The following is a 15,304-nucleotide window of genomic DNA, read 5'->3' as shown; positions in this document are numbered from 1 at the left end:
CGCCCCGAACTTGAGGTGACCCTCAAGTTCGGCCGAGGCTAGGGTAACTTGAGGACACCGTCAACTTCCCCAGGTGAGGACATTGCCCCCGACAGAAGACGAGCCCGGCCTGCGCAGGGACGCACGCCGCAACCGCGAGCAGCTGATCGCCGCCGCGCGCGAGCTGTTCGCCGAGCGCGGCGTCGACGTCCCCCTGGAGGAGATCGCCCGCCGCGCCCGGGTGAGCATCGGCACGCTGTACAACCGGTTCCCGACCCGCGGCCACCTCGTCGACGCCGTGTTCGCCGACCGGGTCGCGGCGAGTGTGCGCATCGCCGAAGCGGCGCTCGACATGGACGACCCGTGGCAGGCGCTCGTCCTCCTGCTCGAACAGACCTGCGAGCTGCAGGCCGCCGACCTCGGCTACAACGACGTCGTCTCCCGGGCACTGCCGCTGCGCGGCGCCGCCGAGCAGGCCCGGGCCCGCGGCTATGAGCTGATGCAGCAGGTCATCGTGCGGGCCCAGGAGGCCGCGGTCCTGCGCGCGGACATCACCCTGGAGGACATGGCCTTCGTCCTGTGGGGCCACGCCCGCACCGTCGAGGCGACCGCGGCCGTCGCGCCCCGCGCCTGGCGACGCCATCTCGCGATCATGCTGGACGGCCTGCGCGCCGAGGCCGCCCACCCGCTGCCCGAGCCACCGCTTCGACCCGACCAGGCCCGACAGGCGCTGAGCGGTCAGTGCGCCGCGGAGCACGACGAGCCTCGGGCGTGACGCGGCAGCAGGCGTGACATGGCGGCAGGCGTGGTGCCGGTGCGGCGGCAGGCGTGCCGGCGCGGCGGCGTGCCGGCCGGCGCCTGGTCACGGCGGTCCACTGTCCAGGCCTCCGGGGCGACAAGGCCGTGCCCACTACGATGCAGAGCAACAGTCGTGACTGGCGTGCTCGGGTGGAAGTGACCACCGGGGAGCGACGAATCTGCTGGCGGTGCCGCGCGCCTGGGCACTCCGACGTCCGCCGCATGCCCGTTGGAGGTCCACATGCACGAGCCCGCGATGACGCACCTGGCGGCCAGCGACCCCGAGATCGCCGGCCTGGTCGAGTCCGAGGCCCAGCGCCAGTTCGAGAAGATCCGCCTGATCGCCTCCGAGAACTACGTCTCCACCGCCGTCCTCGAGGCCTCCGGCTCCGTCCTGACGAACAAGTACTCCGAGGGCTACGCCGGCAAGCGCTACTACGAGGGCCAGCAGTTCATCGACCCGGTCGAGACCCTGGCGATCGACCGGGCGAAGGCGGTGTTCGGCGTCGAGCACGCGAACGTCCAGCCGTACTCCGGCTCGCCTGCCAACCTGGCCGTCTACCTGGCGTTCCTGCAGCCGGGCGATGCCGTGATGGGCATGGGCCTGCCCTCGGGTGGCCACCTGACCCACGGCTGGACGGTGTCGGCCACCGGCCGCTGGTTCCAGGGGGTCCGGTACGGAGTACGCCAGGACACCGGGCGGGTCGACCTCGACGAGGTGCGCGACCTCGCGCTCCAGCACCGGCCAAAAGTGATCTTCTGTGGTGGGACCGCGATCCCCCGCACCATCGACTTCCCCGCCTTCGCGGCGATCGCGGGCGAGATCGACGCCGTGCTCGTGGCGGACATCTCCCACATCGCCGGCCTGATCGCCGGTGGCGCCCACCCCTCGCCCGTGGGCCACGCGCCGGTCATCACCACCACCACGCACAAGACCCTGCGCGGGCCCCGCGGCGCGATGATCATGTCGGACGCGGCGCACGCGTCCGCCCTCGACAAGGCGGTGTTCCCAGGCCTGCAGGGCGGCCCGCACAACCACACGACCGCCGCCATCGCGGTCGCGCTGCGCGAAGCCACCACCCCGGACTTCCGCGAGTACGCCCACCGCGTCGTCGCGAACGCGAAGGCGCTCGCCGAGGCGCTGTCCGCCCGCGGTTTCGACCTCGTCACCGGCGGCACCGACAACCACCTGATCCTGATCGACCTGACCAGCCGTGGCGTCGCCGGCAAGCCGGCCGCGAAGGCGCTGGACCGGGCCGGTATCGAGCTCAACTACAACACCGTTCCGTTCGACCCGCGCAAGCCGTTCGACCCGTCCGGCGTCCGGCTGGGAACGGCCGCGATCACCACCCGCGGACTGCAGCCGGAGCAGATGCCGACGCTGGCGGGCTGGATCGACGAGGCCGTGAAGGCCGCGGGCGATGACGACGAGACCACCATCAGCCGCATCGCCGGCGAGGTGCGCGACCTGATGACGGCCTACCCGATGTCCGGCTGGGTCTGATCACATCGCACATCCGCTCGGGCTCGCCCGGTCCGCTGGCCGGGCGAGCCTGTTCCTGACGGCGCGGTCGACGGGAGAGCGCCCACACCGCCAGCTTGCCCGCGACGTATGGGGCGGTTCCGCGGAACCGCCCCGCCAGTCACCGTAGGACGTCGGCGAGGGCCCCACGGGGACGGGGCAGGGTCCGGTATTCCACTCTCGCCGGAGATGCTACGCACATCACAGCCGATTCGGCGATCGCGAGCCGACAGGCCTGCCAGGGATCACTGCGGATCGGTCACCACCCTCCGCGGACGACCCGGTCACCACGCGCAGCTCAAGCAGCCGGCAGAACGCCGCATACACCACATCGGCGGCACCTGCGGTACTCGGCGGACCCTCTCCCCCTCTTCGTCGCGTACAGTGCGCATACACCAACCTGTTGTACGCATCGTGACTAGGTAGCGCCACAAAAGGGCAAAAACTGGGACTTGCGACTACCCTTAGTAGTTCGTTACGGTGTGTTGGCACCAAACAAGCGACGGGTCGTACGCCGAGTTCTGCCCTAGGCCCGTCGTCCCCTCCTAGTGACCACCAGGGCAGAAGCGGGGGAACCAGGTTCCTCCGGATGGCCACCGCACCCAGGCGGCCGTCCTCGGGGTGAAGTCGCCGCGCAGCGCGCGCCGACCGGGCTTCCCGGCCCGAACCCGACAGCTAACCTCGCAGGCGTACGGGAAGGATCTGCGTGTACGCATGCTTGGAATAGCAGCCGGGACTGCATCCGTCCCTCGGAACGCCGCCGCGGTAACGCCGCGCCCGTAACCCGGGGTTGACACCGGAGATCTGGGGCCCGCTCGGGCCCAGACAAATTTCACGCCGATAGCAGAACGCGCGTCCATTCGTGCGCCTTTTTTCGCGACCCCATTTCGTCGCGACTCATTGATCCGTGTACGGATCACTGGCGCCCGAAGACGCCCTACCCGCCTGCTCTTCAACGTAGAAACGAGATATCTTGATGTCGACCGGAAAGCACCGCAAGTCCCCCAGCGTCCGCCGCCGAGGCCGTGGTCGCTCCGCTGCTGTTGCCGCGGCGAGCGTCATCGGGGCATCCGCCGGCCTGTTCTTCACCGCGAGCCCCGCCAGCGCGGCGGTAATCTCGGACACCAGCATCGCGCAGGCGGCGAAGAACGCCGGCCTGAACTCCTGCCGCGGAATTCCGCTGAGCACCTGGGTCGCCGTCGCGCTCGCCGAGTCCGGCGGCAACACCACCGCCCACGCGACCGTCGGCGAGGACTCCCGCGGCCTGTGGCAGATCAACATGCGCGCGCATGCCAGCTGGGTCGGAAACCGCGACCTCTACGACCCGAACGTCAACGCCTGGGCCGCACGGCAGGTCTGCCAGAGCCAGGGCATCACCGCGTGGAGCGCCTACACCAACGGCATGCACACGAAGTACCTGGCTCGTGGAGCCGCAGCAGCCGCGGCCGTGGGCAACTCGGTGAGCACCACGGTGTCCACCGCGCCGTCCACCAGCGCCAACCGCGCCGTCGACTCGGGCTACATGCGGCTGGGCGTGTCCGGCCCCCGCTGGGATGTCTCCCTGGTGCAGGACCAGCTGCGTAAGCTCGGCTACCCGATCGTCGTCGACGGCTACTTCGGACCGCAGACCAACCACATGGTCATCGACTTCCAGAAGAAGCACGGCCTGGTGCCCGACGGCGTCATCGGCCCGCTCACCCACAAGGCCCTGTTCGGCTGATCGGCCGCACAACCGAATACCCGAGCGAGCGACCGGTCGATCAGCTGCCCCTCGTAAGCTGATCGGAATCGTCGATCGACTCGACGCACCGTCCCCGCCGCGGGCCCCTGGACATCCAGAGGCGTCACGGCGGGGACGCCGCGTTTTCCGGCGATAAGCCGCACCCCTGGCATCGACTCGGCAGAAATGCGATCCAGCCGAGCTCCAGGCACCGTTACACGCCTTCCATTAATCACTACAGACAACACGGATCTTCTTGTGGGTCCGAGCGGGGAATTCATACCGACTGCGGTGACTGGGACCTTCCCGCACCACTCGTCATGAAACTTCGACGAAGCCCGGGGTGACGCGCGCCACAGGTCGGTGGTGACCGGGACACGGCGTACTGGATTCAGTGGACCGCAACGCCGTATCCGGGCACTCTCGGAGGCTGGGCCCGGGCCGGACGCCGCCACGGGCCGACCGTCCTACGACCAGGAGCGATGTTGTGCTGACCAGGATCGACCATGTCGGGATCGCCGTGGCCTCGCTGGAGGAGGCCATTCCTCGCTACGAGGCCGCATTCGGCCTGACGGTCGCGCATCAGGAGACCAACGAGGCGCAGGGCGTGCGCGAGGCCATGCTGCTGGTCCACAAGGGCGACACCGGCGGTTCCTACGTCCAGCTGCTGGAGCCGATCCGCGAGGACACCCCGGTCGGCAAGTTCCTGGCCAAGAAGGGGCCGGGCATCCACCACATCGCCTACGGCGTGGGTGACATCGACTCCGCGCTGGCGGCGCTCACCGTCGCCGGCTTCGACCTGGTCAACAAGACGCCCGTGCACGGCACGGCCGGCAGCCGCATCGCCTTCATGCACCCGAAGGGTGTCGGCGGTGTGCTCACCGAGTTGGTCGAGGCACCGGAAGGGCACTGACTCGGCGCCCCCGCACCGGCTGCACGCACAAGGCACCGGGCGTCGGCCATCCCGCCGACGCCCGGTGCCCCCCCAGCCCGCAGTCCCCAGCCCGCAGCCCGCAGCCCGCGATCACCCGTGGGCCGTGAAGGCCCGCCCGGCTGCCATCGTCACCACAGCACCGCGATCGCCACATTGGCCACCCCGAGCCCACCTGCGGCGTGAGCCAGGGCCGCCGGCGCCTCGCGGCCGCGGGCGTTGCCCACGACGGCGATGCCGGCGACGGCCGCCGCGACGACGAGCTTGACCGCGATCTTGGCGTTGTCCACGTCCCGGTCCACGGCCCCGCTGGACGCCAGCCCCACCAGGATCATGCCTGTGACGATCTGGACGAGGGCGCCGTGCAGGATGCCGGGCGTGATGACCGGATGCGGCGAGCGGATCTGCGCGAGCCACCCTCCGACAATCATGGCCATCCCGACCAGGTGAAACACAACAACGATGTCGTAGACCACGCCCATGACGTCTTTTCTACAGGACGTAGAACATGGCCGGCTCAGCGGCGGCTCGTCGGAGCCGACCAGTCGTTGGTCGGGATCGGGTCGAGCGCCTGCACCGCGGTGCCGTTCCACCGGAAGCGCACCGTGGCCGCCCCCGCCGACGGGCAGCACATCGGATCATCAGGGCGGTACAGGTCGTACTGAAGCGCCACGGTGTCGCTCGTGGACCACACCCATCGCACGTTCGCACTCGGGACGCTGTCGGTTCCGACGAACCGGCCCTGACTGAAGAAGAACGCCTGCTGCGGATGTCCGTCCACGGATGACGTCAACCGCCCCACGATCGCGCTCAGCGCCCAGGCGGGTTCGTAGCTGCTGCTCCCCATCGGCGTGTAGCCGCGTTCCCGCACCAGCTGCACCGCCTGCGCGGGTGTCAACGCACCGGCCGGGGCGGCAGGTGTCGCGGTGCCTGATGTGACAGCCGGTGTGCTCGCCGGTGCGCTCGCCGGTGCGGCGAAACTCGCCGAAGCCGTCACGGTCAGCACTGCAGTGAAGGTCAGCACGAAGATGAGCACGATGCGCCGCATGGGTCGCCCCCTTGGCCTCGTTTCCGCCAACCGGGTGACCATAGGCGCCCGTGGCGCGCTCCGCCCGCCAGGAAGGCGATTCGCGCGCTATCGGAACAGCGCGGATCAGAACATCGCGGTCAGACGTGCCCGAGAAACATCAGCACCATCCCGCCTGACATGACAAGCCTGGTGCCACGCGGAACGACCGGATCCGGAAACGCCCTGACCAGCCAGGCGGTGATCCTGCGGGCGGATGTCCGCGCCGCCCAGCGGGCGGGCAGGCCCACCAGCGCCACCAGGCAGGCTCCGGCGAAGACGGCGACGCACCAGGCGCCGAGGGCGCCGTCGGTGCGCAGCGGCCAGCCCGCGAAACCGACCGCGCCCGACATGCACGCCATCGCCGCCGACTCGACGACGACCATGGCGCAGCATGACCAGACTCCGGGCGTCCCACAGTGCGGATGCAGCACCACCATCGCCAGCATGACGAGCGCGAGTGCCAGGTACACGGCGAAGAACGGCCACGAGCCGATGAGCCGCGGCGGGCCGACGAACATCACCGCCATCCCCGCCGCGACCAGCACGTGGGCGACTTCGATCCAGCCGTCGGCGACCATATGGCCAGCCACCGGATGGCCAGCCGCCGGATGACCGAGCGTCAGGCGCCCGGCCGGGGTGGAGCGAAGCAGCCCGTACAGCCGCACGAGGTGAACCGCCGCCACCACCGCGGCCGCCGCGGCAGCCACGGCGGTGACCGGCCCCGGTAGCGGACCGAGCTCGGCCGCTACGGAATGAGGATGACCGGTCACCCTCCGGCGGCGATTTCGGCCGCCACCAGGGAGGTGATCCGGCCCGCGCGGGCCTCGTCGACGATGACTTCGAGCTGCTCGATGCTCATCTGGATCCGCTGGCCGAAGTCGTCCGTGAGCACAACCCTCCGGGTGGCCTCAGCCTCATGATCGATATAGAGCTCCGGGCAGCCACAGCTGCACTTGCCACAGAACGTGATGACGCGACTCAATGCTTCCGAACCGCTCACAGCACCTCCCCGCTGACACGGCAAACAGAAGATCATCTGAAGTGTAAGCCGTCGGGCCCGTCGAGCCGGGGCGTTCCGAACACCATCACATTGTCGTGACAAGGTGCCCGGCAGGCGCTCCCCGGCGCAGGCCAGACGCCGCCCGACGCCGCCCGGGCGCCGCTCGCCACCACCCGGACGCCATCCGGCGCCAGACAGACGCTACTTGACCCCAGGCAACCACAGCTGGGTGCGGCGCCCGGCCGGGTGCCGCACCCAGCTGCGCCGCTCAGCTGCGCCGCTCAGCTGCGCCGCTCAGCTGTGCCGTGCGGCCTCCAGCCAGGCGAGCACCGCGAGCACGCGCCTGTTCTCGGTGGGCTCCATCCGCAGGCCGAGCTTGGTGAAGATGCTGGCGATGTGGGACTCGACCGTCTTCGGGCTCAGGTGCACCTGTTGGGAGATCCCGCTGTTCGACAGCCCCTGCGCCATCAGTTCGAGGATTCGCCGTTCGCGGTCGGACAGCCCGAGCAGGCGGTGCGACTGCGGGTAGCCGGCGAGCAGGCGCGCGGCGATGTGCGAGTCGATGACGGGCTGCCCGTCCCGCAGGCGCTCGAGCGCGTCCCGCAGCGCCTGCCGGTTGGTGATGTTGTCCTTGCGCATGTAGCCGATACCGTCGGCACCGCCGGCGAAAAGGTCGGCCGCGAACGGGTCGTCGTCGTGGGCGGTGACGACGAGAATGCCCATCGACGGGTGCGCGTCGCGCAACGCGCGGGCGGTCAGCAGCCCCTCGTTGGTCCGGGTGGGCGGCATCCGCATGTCCACGATCGCGACGTCGGGAGGAGCCTCGCGCACGGCCGCGAGCAGTTCGGTGCCGGTCGGCACCGACGCCGTGACCTGGACGCCGATCGTCGTGAGCAGAACACCGAGTGCCTCTCTGATGAGCCCACTGTCCTCCGCGATCGCAACACGCACACCGGATCTTCTCACGCCGGTGCTCGCTGAGCCTTTTCCATCGTCGACTCCGGCCTGCGGCACCCTGCCCGTGCACCGTGAGGTGGAAGGGCTCACTGTCCCGATCACACCGGGATAACCCCCGGACGTTCCGGGGTAGGGCCGGTAGCCGCACCGGGACGGGTCCGGTAGACCTGACCGATGCGGGTAGCGATCGCGGATGACAGCCCACATCTGCGCGCGGGGCTGCGTGCGCTCGTGGCCAGTGTCGGCGCGCAGGTCGTCGCGGTCGTCGGCCGCGGTCACGACCTCGTCGACGTCGTCACGGACGCCCCCGTCACCGAGCCGGTGGACGTCGCCCTGGTCGACATGCGGATGCCGCCGACCCTCACCGACGAGGGCCTGCGTGCCGCGCGGCAGATCAAGGCGCTGCGCCCGGCCACGGCGGTGCTGGTCTTCTCCGCTGACGACGAGGCGCCGTACGCGGCAGACCTGCTGCGCGACTCACCAGGCGGCGTCGGCTACGTCCTGAAGTCGACGATCACGGACCGCGACCAGCTGCGGTCGGTGCTGACCCGGCTGTCGGCAGGCGAGGTGGTCGTCGACAACGACGTGGCCCGCCAGCTGCTGAGCCGGCCCGGTGCCGCACCGGCGCTCGCCGTGCTGGATGACCGTCAGCGAGCCGCGCTGGTGCTCGCGGTGCAGGGGAAGGCGGTCAGCGAGCCGGTCCTGGCGGGGCTGCGCGACACGCTCGGGTTCCCGCTCGGCCTGGGCGGCACCGCTGGCCCGGTCGCCGCCGAGCTCATCGCCTGGCTGCTCGCACCCGCCTGAGCAGCCGGCCCGCCGCACCGCCGGCCGTCGTCCCAGCCGGGCTTCCGGCCATCGTCCCGGTCGCGCTGCCAGCCGTAGTCCCGGTCGCACCGTCCATCGTCGTCCCCGTAGCGCTGCCGGTCGTGGGCACGCCGCGGTGACGCACCCGCAATGCCGCCCTCAGCACGGTGGACGTCCCTGGATACGGGTCGAACCGGGTGACGTCGAGGCCCCGGACGCCCGGGCGGCGGGCGGCGACCGATCGGGGCCGGGCGAACTCGCGCAGGCCGTCAGCCCCGTGGATCCGCCCGAACCCGCTCTCGCCGCGCCCGCCGAACGGGAGGGCGGGGATCGCGGCGAAGGACAACACCGAGTTCACCGACACCATGCCCGCATCGAGGCGCCCGGCGATCTCCTCGCCCCGGGCCCGGGAGAAGACCGCCGCGCCCAGTCCGTAGCGGCTGTCGTTGGCCAGGGCGATCGCCTCGTCGACGTCGGCGACGGTCCGCACGGTCATGGTCGGGCCGAACGTCTCCTCCTGGACCGCCGTGCTGTCCTCTGGCACGTCGACCAGCACGATCGGATCGACGAACCGGCCGCGCACCGCCTGCGGCCCGCCGAGCAGGGCCGACCCGCCGCGGGCGAGCGCATCCGCGACATGGCGGCGGACGACGTCGGCCTGGCCCGGCATCGTCATCGGGCCGTAGGCGGCCTGTGGATCAGACCCGGGCCGGACGTCGGCGAGCTGGCGGCCCAGCTCGGTGAGGAAGGCATCGCGCACACCGGCCACGACGTAGACACGTTCGACCCCGGCGCAGGTCTGCCCGGCGTTCGAGGCCGCGCCCCAGGCCACCATCCTCGCCGCGGCGGCGATGTCGGCGTCCTCGGCCACGATCGCCGCGTCCTTGCCGCCGCACTCGGCGACCACCGGGGTGAGCGTCTCCGCGCAGGTCGCGAGCACCTTCCTGGCTGTCGCGCCCGACCCGGTGAAGGCGATCTTGTCGACACCCGCCCGGCACAGGGCCGTCCCGGTCTCGCCGCCACCGGTCACCCCGACGAGGACGCCGTCGGGCAGCTCCGGGTTCGCCGCGGTGAAGCCCTCGACGAGGAGCAGGCCCAGCGCGGAGGTCAGCTCACTGGGCTTGAACACGACCGTGTTGCCCGCGGCGAGCGCGTAGGCGAGGGAACCGGTCGGGGTCAGCAGCGGGTAGTTCCACGGCCCGATCACCCCGACCACGCCGTAGGGCAGGTAGCCGACCCGCGCGGCGTAGTCGATCATCAACGCGGTGGTACGGGCCCGGCGCTCGCGCAGCACCGGGCGGGCGTTGCGCGCCGCCCAGCGGATGTGTTCGCAGGTCAGCAGGAGCTCGAGGCGGGCGGCGATCGCCAGCTTGCCGTTCTCGGCGTGGACGAGGTCGACGATCTCATGCTCATGGGCGGCCAGCCAGGCCGCCCAGCGCAGCAGGGCGGCCCGCCGGCCGGCGAAGCCGGCCGCCTGCCACGCCGACCGCGCGGACCGCGCCGACCGCACGGCAGCGACCACCTCGTCGGCGGACATCACCGCGAAGGTTCCGACGACCTCGTCGGTCGCCGGGTTACGTGACTCGAACTTCGCTTCCGCTGCCTGCGCTGCCATGACGTTCCACCTTCGTCCCCACGTCCGATGGCCCTGCGTCCGGACGCACCCGCCCCGTCGTCGGGCCGCGGGCCCTATTTGCCCTGGAAGATCGGGGGGCGCTTCTCAGCTCGCGCCCGGCGGCCTTCCTGGGCGTCGTCGCTGGCCCAGCATGCCTCATAGGCGGCGGTCACGGCCGCCGACGGCCGGGCGGTCGCGTCCACGGCCTCGTTGAACGCCCGCTTCGAGTACGCGAGCGTCAACGGCGCTAGCCCGGCCAGCTCCTGGGCCCAGGCGACGGCGACGTCGAGCTCACCGGAGCGCTGCACCAGGCCGAGGTCGATCGCCCGCTGCGCCGCCACGCTCTCGCAGCCGATCACGACCGCGCGTGCCGTCCCGCCACCGGCGAGCGCGGCGAGGCGGCTGAGCGTCCACGGGTCGACCGCGAGGCCCAGCCGCGCCGTCGGAATCGCGAACGAGGCACGTTCGGCGGCCACCCGCAGGTCGGCGGCGAGGGCGAGCTGCAGACCGGCGCCGATCGCCGGGCCGTTGACGGCCGCGATCACCGGAACGGCGGCATCGGTGATGGCGTGCAGTGCCGCGTAGAGCGCCTCGGTGAACGCCTCGCCGTACACCTGGTCGAGGTCCGCGCCGGCGCAGAAGCTGGTGCCGACACCGGTGAGGACGATGGCGCGCGCGCCGGCGTCCACCGCCTGCCCGACGCCGTCGCGCAGGCCCTGGCAGTGGTCGATGTCCAGGGCGTTGCGCCGATCCGGCCGGTCGATGCGCACAATCGCGATCTTGTGGCCGGTTCCGGCGGGGCTGTCGGCGTCGGCGGACGATTCGGATCCGGCGTGGATTTCGACATCTATCACGGCGTCAACCCTCCCAGATCTGCCCTCGCTGCTCCCGCAGTAGTGAGGAGCCACCAACGAGCACGTGATCGACCAGCGACCACGGGCTCGGATCCGGCAGCGCCAGGCACTGTCGGCGCAGCGCGTCGGCGTCGGCGTCGGCCTCGGCACGCACCTGTGCGAACCAGGCCGGCTCGTGGGTGTGTGCCAGCAGCCGCTCCAGCCGGTCGATCGGGTCCCGCGCGCCCCACCAGGCGACCTCGGCCGGCTCCTGGTACCTGGTCGCGTCGTCGGACGTCGTGTGCGGTGCCATCCGGTAGGTGTTGGCCTCGACGAGCACGGGGCCCTGGCCGGAACGGGCGTGCTCAAGCGCCCAGCCGGTCACCGCATGCACGGCGAGAACGTCGTTGCCGTCGACCCGGACCCCGGGAAAGCCGAACCCCTCCGCGCGCCGCGCGAGCGGCACCGGCGACTGGCGACGGCTCGGCGTGGAGATCGCCCACTGGTTGTTCTGGCAGAAGAACACCACGGGTGCCGCGAAACTGGCCGCCCAGACGAAGGCCTCGTTGGCGTCGCCCTGACTCATCGCACCGTCGCCGAGATAGACCATCACCACCTGCGGGTCGCCATCTCGAGCGACGCCTTCGTCGATTCGCACGCCGAGGCCGTAGCCGACCGCGTGCAACGTCTGCGAGGCCAGCACCAGCACGTAGTTGGCCACCTTGTACAGCTCCGGATCCCAGCCGCCGTGCGTCACGCCACGCAGCAGCCGCAGGACCTCCACCGGCGGGATACCCCGATGCCAGGCCACCGCGTGTTCCCGGTAGCTGGGGAACAGGAAGTCGCCCGGGCGGGCGGCCGCCGCCGAGCCCACCTGCGCGGCCTCCTGGCCACGCAGCGGAATCCACAGGACCAGCTCCCCCTGCCGCTGCAGGGCTGTCGCCTCCTCGTCCAGCCGCCGGGCCCGCACCATCTCCCGGTAAAACGACTCCGTCTGGCGAGAATCCGCGCGCACCGCGAACCGCGGATCATCGACGAGCGACCCGTCCGGTGCCAGCAGCCGAACGCCCTCGTCAAACGGCGTTGCGTTCTCACCGCGTTCCGCCATCAACGACATCCGTATTCATCCCGTCTGGTCGACGACTCGTTTGCGACGCTGGAACGGAGGGGAAACCCGGGGTATCCATCACCCGACCCAGGGGGCCATCCGTCGTGTTTCAAATTCTGTGGATAGTAGTGGCAGGTCTCGTCATCGGGCTCATCGCGCGCTTCATCGCACGCGCGGCCGGGCACGGCCGGTACGACATCCCGCTCTGGCTCACCGTGGCCATCGGTATCGTCGGCGCCCTCGTCGGAAATGTCATAGCGAGCGCGATCGGGGTGCGCAACACGTCGGGTATCGACTGGATTCGCCATGTTCTTCAGATCGGCGTCGCGGTCGCCCTGGTCGCCGTCGCCGCCCCGCTGTGGGCCAGTCGCGCCAAGGCGCACGCACGCAGCGACCGTGACCGATACACCGCGCACCACTAGTCCGCCCCGCCAGGCCATGCGAGGTGCTGCGTGGCCAGCACGGCGACCCGCCCCGGGGCCGACGGCACCCACCGGTGCCCGCGGCCCCGGGGCGGCGCACGCACCTCGGCCCACGGCGGCCCGGCGGAGGTTCCACGAACCACCGGGCACCCACCGGGGCATTTCGGATGCCCAAACATCGGACGCCCTGCTTTTGGGCACGCTATCGGACACAGCTATACATAGGCCTCGTCCACGTAGCACCAACGCCAGTGCTCGCCGGGCTGGAACGAACGGACGACCGGATGGCCCTCCGTATGCGCGTGTGCGCGGGCATGTCGCAGCGGCGAGGAGTCACAACAACCCACATTGCCACAGGTGAGACACAGCCTCAGATGCACCCAGGACGAGCCGACCCGCAGACACTCGGTGCAGCCATCTGGTGTTGTCGGTACAACCGGCCGGATCATCGACAGATGAGGATCATCAGCAACGCTCACGTCCTCATTCTCCATTGAACGGCCGCTCGTCGTGAGGCGGGTTGTATCACCGCCGCGGGCAGCCTCTGGCGACACCTGATCAGTATCCCGATCAGTACACAGACACTCCCAGTTCACGGAGAATCCGACTGGACGACAGATCCAGTACCGATCGGGCGTCTCCGCCCGTCTCGCCGCCGCCGGCAGCACCGCCGCCGGCAGCACCGTCGCCAGCAGCACCGCTGCCGGCAGGCCGGGCCCACGCCAGCTCAGGCGCCGGGTGCGAGATCCTTGTCGAGGACGACGAAGACGAGATCCGTCCGGCGTGGCAGGCCGAACCGCTCGTCCCCGTAGGGGAACGGCTCGCGGCGGGAGGTGCGCCGATAGCCACGCCGCTCGTACCAGGCGATCAGATCGTCCCGCAGTGAGATCACGAGCATCTCCATCCGGGCCGCATGCCACTGCCGGCGCGCGAACTCCTCGGCGGTGGCGAGCAGCCGGTCGCCGACGCCCCTGCCCTGCAGATCCGGGCGCACGGCGAACATCCCGAAGTACGCGCCGTCGGGTCGGCGTTCCAGCTCACAGCAGGCGACGACGGCGCCCGTCGGGTCGACCGCGGCCAGTAGCCGCAGATCCGGCCGCGCGATCGCCGCCAGCACCATCGCCAGATCCGTGCGCTGGCCGTCGAGGAGGTCGGCTTCGGTGGTCCAGCCGACCCGGCTGCCCTCGCCGCGATACGCCGACTCGATCAGCTCGACCAGCGCGGCCGCGTCCTGGCTGTCGGCGACACGGACGGTGAGATCATCGACGGCGGTCATCGCGCCGCCGCGCCGGCGAGCTCGGTGGCCAGCCGCGGCAGGACCGTGCTGAGCTGCGCGTCCAGCGTGAAGGCCGCCCGGGCGTCGCCGCGGGTGGGGCCCTGGTTCACGATTCCGACCGGGATGCCCAGCTCCCCGGCCCGCAGCACGAACCGGTAGCCCGACATGACCGCCAGCGAGGATCCGAGCACCAGCAGCGCACGGGACTGCGTGAGCAGGTCGACGGCCGCGGCGAGCCGGGCCGGCGGCACGGTCGCGCCGAAGAACACGACGTCGGGCTCGAGGTCACCGTCGCAGTCAGCGCAGCCGACCACGGCGAAACCGTCGATCTCGGCCTCGGCGAGCGTGGCGTCGCCGTCCGGGTTGACCTCGGCGCCCAACGGCGAGCCCGCGACGGCTCCGCTGTCGAAAACGTGCTTGCCGAAACCGGGGTTGCGCAGCCGCAGGCGGTGGTCGAGATCGGCCCGGTCGCTGAGGACCCCGCAGCCGCGGCAGCGGACCCGCGCCAGGCTGCCGTGCAGGTCGATCACCCGCCGCGAGCCGGCGGCGCTGTGCAGGCCGTCGACGTTCTGGGTGATGACGCCGTCCACCAGTCCGGCCCCCTCCAGCGCCGCGACGGCGTGGTGGCCCGGGTTGGGGCGGGCCAGCGCGACGTGCCGCCAGCCGACGTGGCTGCGGGCCCAGTACCGGCGCCGGGACTCGGCGTCCCCGGTGAACTGCTGGTAGGTCATCGGGGTGTGCCGGCGCAGCGACCCGTTCGGGCCGCGGTAGTCCGGGATGCCGGAACCCGTCGAGATCCCCGCGCCGGTGAGCACGGCGACGCCGCCGGCCGCGACGAGATCCCGCAAGGAGGCGAAGGCCATGTCTCCGAGCGTAGGGCGCGCCGGGCGGACATCAGGCCCGGTCTGGGTGGTCATGCTCACCACGGCGCCACCGTCCCGCCGCGGCGCAGGTCGTCACGTGTCGGGTGGTGCCGCTCACATCACAGACGTACCGTTAGGCCGTGAACACGCACCGCAAGGACCATGCCGATATAGCTGGCCCAAGCGCTCCACCCTGCCACCCCGCCGGTGAACTCACCGGCGAGACGGGCCACTGCATCACCTGTTCGGACGACGCGATCGAGATGGAGATCGTCCGGCTGGAGGAGGGCGGACTGGCCGTCGCGAGGGCCGCTGCGGGGGTGGAGGAGATCAGCATCGCGCTGGTCGAGGCGCAGGCGGGCGACACCGTCCTGGTGCACGCCGGGGAGGCGATCGCCGTCGTCTGA

Annotated in this window: 18 protein-coding genes and 2 riboswitches; of the genes, 7 read left to right on the top strand and 11 right to left on the bottom strand. The window is 71.0% G+C overall.

Annotated features, from left to right (window positions below):
* Positions 1-82 precede the first annotated feature (82 nt).
* From ACG83_RS38335 to mce, 4 genes are all read left to right on the top strand, one after another.
* Positions 83-754, top strand: a complete 672-nt coding sequence (locus ACG83_RS38335) for a TetR/AcrR family transcriptional regulator (RefSeq protein WP_198955694.1) — start codon at positions 83-85, stop codon at positions 752-754.
* Between the two features lie 146 nt (positions 755-900).
* Positions 901-989: riboswitch (ZMP/ZTP riboswitch) on the top strand.
* Between the two features lie 29 nt (positions 990-1,018).
* Positions 1,019-2,281: a serine hydroxymethyltransferase gene (gene glyA, locus ACG83_RS38330; RefSeq protein WP_054571171.1), complete on the top strand. Its 1,263-nt coding sequence runs from the start codon at positions 1,019-1,021 to the stop codon at positions 2,279-2,281.
* Between the two features lie 520 nt (positions 2,282-2,801).
* Positions 2,802-3,003: riboswitch (cyclic di-AMP (ydaO/yuaA leader) on the top strand.
* A gap of 272 nt (positions 3,004-3,275) precedes the next feature.
* Positions 3,276-4,019 (top strand): peptidoglycan-binding protein, encoded by a 744-nt coding sequence (locus tag ACG83_RS38325; protein ID WP_054571170.1) that lies wholly within the window; start codon positions 3,276-3,278, stop codon positions 4,017-4,019.
* 487 nt (positions 4,020-4,506) lie between these two features.
* Positions 4,507-4,932 carry a methylmalonyl-CoA epimerase gene (mce, locus tag ACG83_RS38320; RefSeq protein ID WP_006543187.1) on the top strand — a complete coding sequence of 142 codons (426 nt, stop codon included), beginning with the start codon at positions 4,507-4,509 and terminating at the stop codon, positions 4,930-4,932.
* A gap of 149 nt (positions 4,933-5,081) precedes the next feature.
* Here mce and ACG83_RS38315 read toward each other — a convergent pair whose 3' ends face one another.
* The 5 genes from ACG83_RS38315 to ACG83_RS38295 all read right to left on the bottom strand — a co-directional run bounded on the left by ACG83_RS38315 (position 5,082) and on the right by ACG83_RS38295 (position 7,970).
* Positions 5,082-5,432, bottom strand: coding sequence for a hypothetical protein (locus tag ACG83_RS38315; protein ID WP_054571169.1), 351 nt, complete (start codon positions 5,430-5,432; stop codon positions 5,082-5,084).
* A gap of 35 nt (positions 5,433-5,467) precedes the next feature.
* Entirely contained in the window at positions 5,468-5,998 is a 531-nt protein-coding gene (locus ACG83_RS38310) for an LppP/LprE family lipoprotein (RefSeq protein ID WP_054571168.1), read from the bottom strand.
* Between the two features lie 119 nt (positions 5,999-6,117).
* On the bottom strand, positions 6,118-6,726 hold the full coding sequence (locus ACG83_RS38305; RefSeq protein WP_235498452.1) for a DUF5134 domain-containing protein: 609 nt from the start codon (positions 6,724-6,726) through the stop codon (positions 6,118-6,120).
* A 59-nt stretch (positions 6,727-6,785) separates the two neighbouring features.
* A complete protein-coding gene (locus ACG83_RS38300) occupies positions 6,786-7,019 on the bottom strand; it encodes a hypothetical protein (protein WP_006543191.1) in 234 nt (77 codons plus the stop codon).
* Between the two features lie 294 nt (positions 7,020-7,313).
* Positions 7,314-7,970: a response regulator transcription factor gene (locus ACG83_RS38295; protein WP_054571166.1), complete on the bottom strand. Its 657-nt coding sequence runs from the start codon at positions 7,968-7,970 to the stop codon at positions 7,314-7,316.
* Positions 7,971-8,150: 180 nt separating this feature from the next.
* Between ACG83_RS38295 and ACG83_RS38290 the strand changes: the two genes are divergently transcribed.
* On the top strand, positions 8,151-8,780 hold the full coding sequence (locus ACG83_RS38290) for a response regulator (protein ID WP_054571165.1): 630 nt from the start codon (positions 8,151-8,153) through the stop codon (positions 8,778-8,780).
* Here ACG83_RS38290 and ACG83_RS38285 read toward each other — a convergent pair.
* The 3 genes from ACG83_RS38285 to ACG83_RS38275 form a co-directional block, all read right to left on the bottom strand.
* Positions 8,752-10,395, bottom strand: coding sequence for an aldehyde dehydrogenase family protein (locus ACG83_RS38285; RefSeq protein ID WP_054571164.1), 1,644 nt, complete (start codon positions 10,393-10,395; stop codon positions 8,752-8,754). The two genes, ACG83_RS38290 and ACG83_RS38285, sit on opposite strands and share 29 nt — an antisense overlap.
* A 74-nt stretch (positions 10,396-10,469) precedes the next feature.
* Positions 10,470-11,249, bottom strand: coding sequence for an enoyl-CoA hydratase (locus tag ACG83_RS38280; RefSeq protein WP_054571163.1), 780 nt, complete (start codon positions 11,247-11,249; stop codon positions 10,470-10,472).
* A 4-nt stretch (positions 11,250-11,253) separates the two neighbouring features.
* The gene (locus ACG83_RS38275) at positions 11,254-12,345 is read right to left on the bottom strand and encodes a thiamine pyrophosphate-dependent enzyme (RefSeq protein ID WP_054571162.1); all 1,092 of its coding nucleotides are present in this window, start codon (positions 12,343-12,345) and stop codon (positions 11,254-11,256) included.
* A gap of 95 nt (positions 12,346-12,440) precedes the next feature.
* On the opposite strand from ACG83_RS38275, the gene ACG83_RS38270 reads away from it, so the two are divergent.
* Positions 12,441-12,758: a GlsB/YeaQ/YmgE family stress response membrane protein gene (locus ACG83_RS38270; protein WP_054571161.1), complete on the top strand. Its 318-nt coding sequence runs from the start codon at positions 12,441-12,443 to the stop codon at positions 12,756-12,758.
* A 215-nt stretch (positions 12,759-12,973) separates the two neighbouring features.
* Here the strand turns inward: ACG83_RS38270 and ACG83_RS43325 are convergent, their stop codons facing one another.
* The 3 genes from ACG83_RS43325 to ACG83_RS38260 form a co-directional block, all read right to left on the bottom strand.
* Positions 12,974-13,252 (bottom strand): UBP-type zinc finger domain-containing protein, encoded by a 279-nt coding sequence (locus ACG83_RS43325; protein ID WP_076832686.1) that lies wholly within the window; start codon positions 13,250-13,252, stop codon positions 12,974-12,976.
* Between the two features lie 233 nt (positions 13,253-13,485).
* Positions 13,486-14,034 carry a GNAT family N-acetyltransferase gene (locus ACG83_RS38265; RefSeq protein ID WP_054571160.1) on the bottom strand — a complete coding sequence of 183 codons (549 nt, stop codon included), beginning with the start codon at positions 14,032-14,034 and terminating at the stop codon, positions 13,486-13,488.
* On the bottom strand, positions 14,031-14,897 hold the full coding sequence (locus ACG83_RS38260; RefSeq protein WP_054571159.1) for a Sir2 family NAD-dependent protein deacetylase: 867 nt from the start codon (positions 14,895-14,897) through the stop codon (positions 14,031-14,033). The genes ACG83_RS38265 and ACG83_RS38260 overlap by 4 nt, the downstream gene beginning before the upstream one ends.
* A gap of 140 nt (positions 14,898-15,037) precedes the next feature.
* Between ACG83_RS38260 and ACG83_RS38255 the strand changes: the two genes are divergently transcribed.
* Positions 15,038-15,304, top strand: coding sequence for a HypC/HybG/HupF family hydrogenase formation chaperone (locus tag ACG83_RS38255; protein ID WP_054571158.1), 267 nt, complete (start codon positions 15,038-15,040; stop codon positions 15,302-15,304).

Source organism: Frankia sp. R43 (assembly GCF_001306465.1).
GTDB classification, from domain to species: domain Bacteria; phylum Actinomycetota; class Actinomycetes; order Frankiales; family Frankiaceae; genus Parafrankia; species Parafrankia irregularis.
This window is presented reverse-complemented; position numbering and strand designations above follow the sequence as displayed.

What these genes read in the sequence shown, in the direction of transcription:
- ACG83_RS38290 (WP_054571165.1), top strand. Translation starts at nt 8,151, where the DNA reads ATGCGGGTAGCGATCGCGGATGACAGCCCACATCTGCGCGCGGGGCTG.
- ACG83_RS38315 (WP_054571169.1), bottom strand. Translation starts at nt 5,432, where the DNA reads ATGGGCGTGGTCTACGACATCGTTGTTGTGTTTCACCTGGTCGGGATG.
- ACG83_RS38265 (WP_054571160.1), bottom strand. Translation starts at nt 14,034, where the DNA reads ATGACCGCCGTCGATGATCTCACCGTCCGTGTCGCCGACAGCCAGGAC.
- ACG83_RS38285 (WP_054571164.1), bottom strand. Translation starts at nt 10,395, where the DNA reads ATGGCAGCGCAGGCAGCGGAAGCGAAGTTCGAGTCACGTAACCCGGCG.
- ACG83_RS38310 (WP_054571168.1), bottom strand. Translation starts at nt 5,998, where the DNA reads ATGCGGCGCATCGTGCTCATCTTCGTGCTGACCTTCACTGCAGTGCTG.
- ACG83_RS43325 (WP_076832686.1), bottom strand. Translation starts at nt 13,252, where the DNA reads ATGGAGAATGAGGACGTGAGCGTTGCTGATGATCCTCATCTGTCGATG.
- ACG83_RS38260 (WP_054571159.1), bottom strand. Translation starts at nt 14,897, where the DNA reads ATGGCCTTCGCCTCCTTGCGGGATCTCGTCGCGGCCGGCGGCGTCGCC.
- ACG83_RS38275 (WP_054571162.1), bottom strand. Translation starts at nt 12,345, where the DNA reads ATGTCGTTGATGGCGGAACGCGGTGAGAACGCAACGCCGTTTGACGAG.
- ACG83_RS38325 (WP_054571170.1), top strand. Translation starts at nt 3,276, where the DNA reads ATGTCGACCGGAAAGCACCGCAAGTCCCCCAGCGTCCGCCGCCGAGGC.
- glyA (WP_054571171.1), top strand. Translation starts at nt 1,019, where the DNA reads ATGCACGAGCCCGCGATGACGCACCTGGCGGCCAGCGACCCCGAGATC.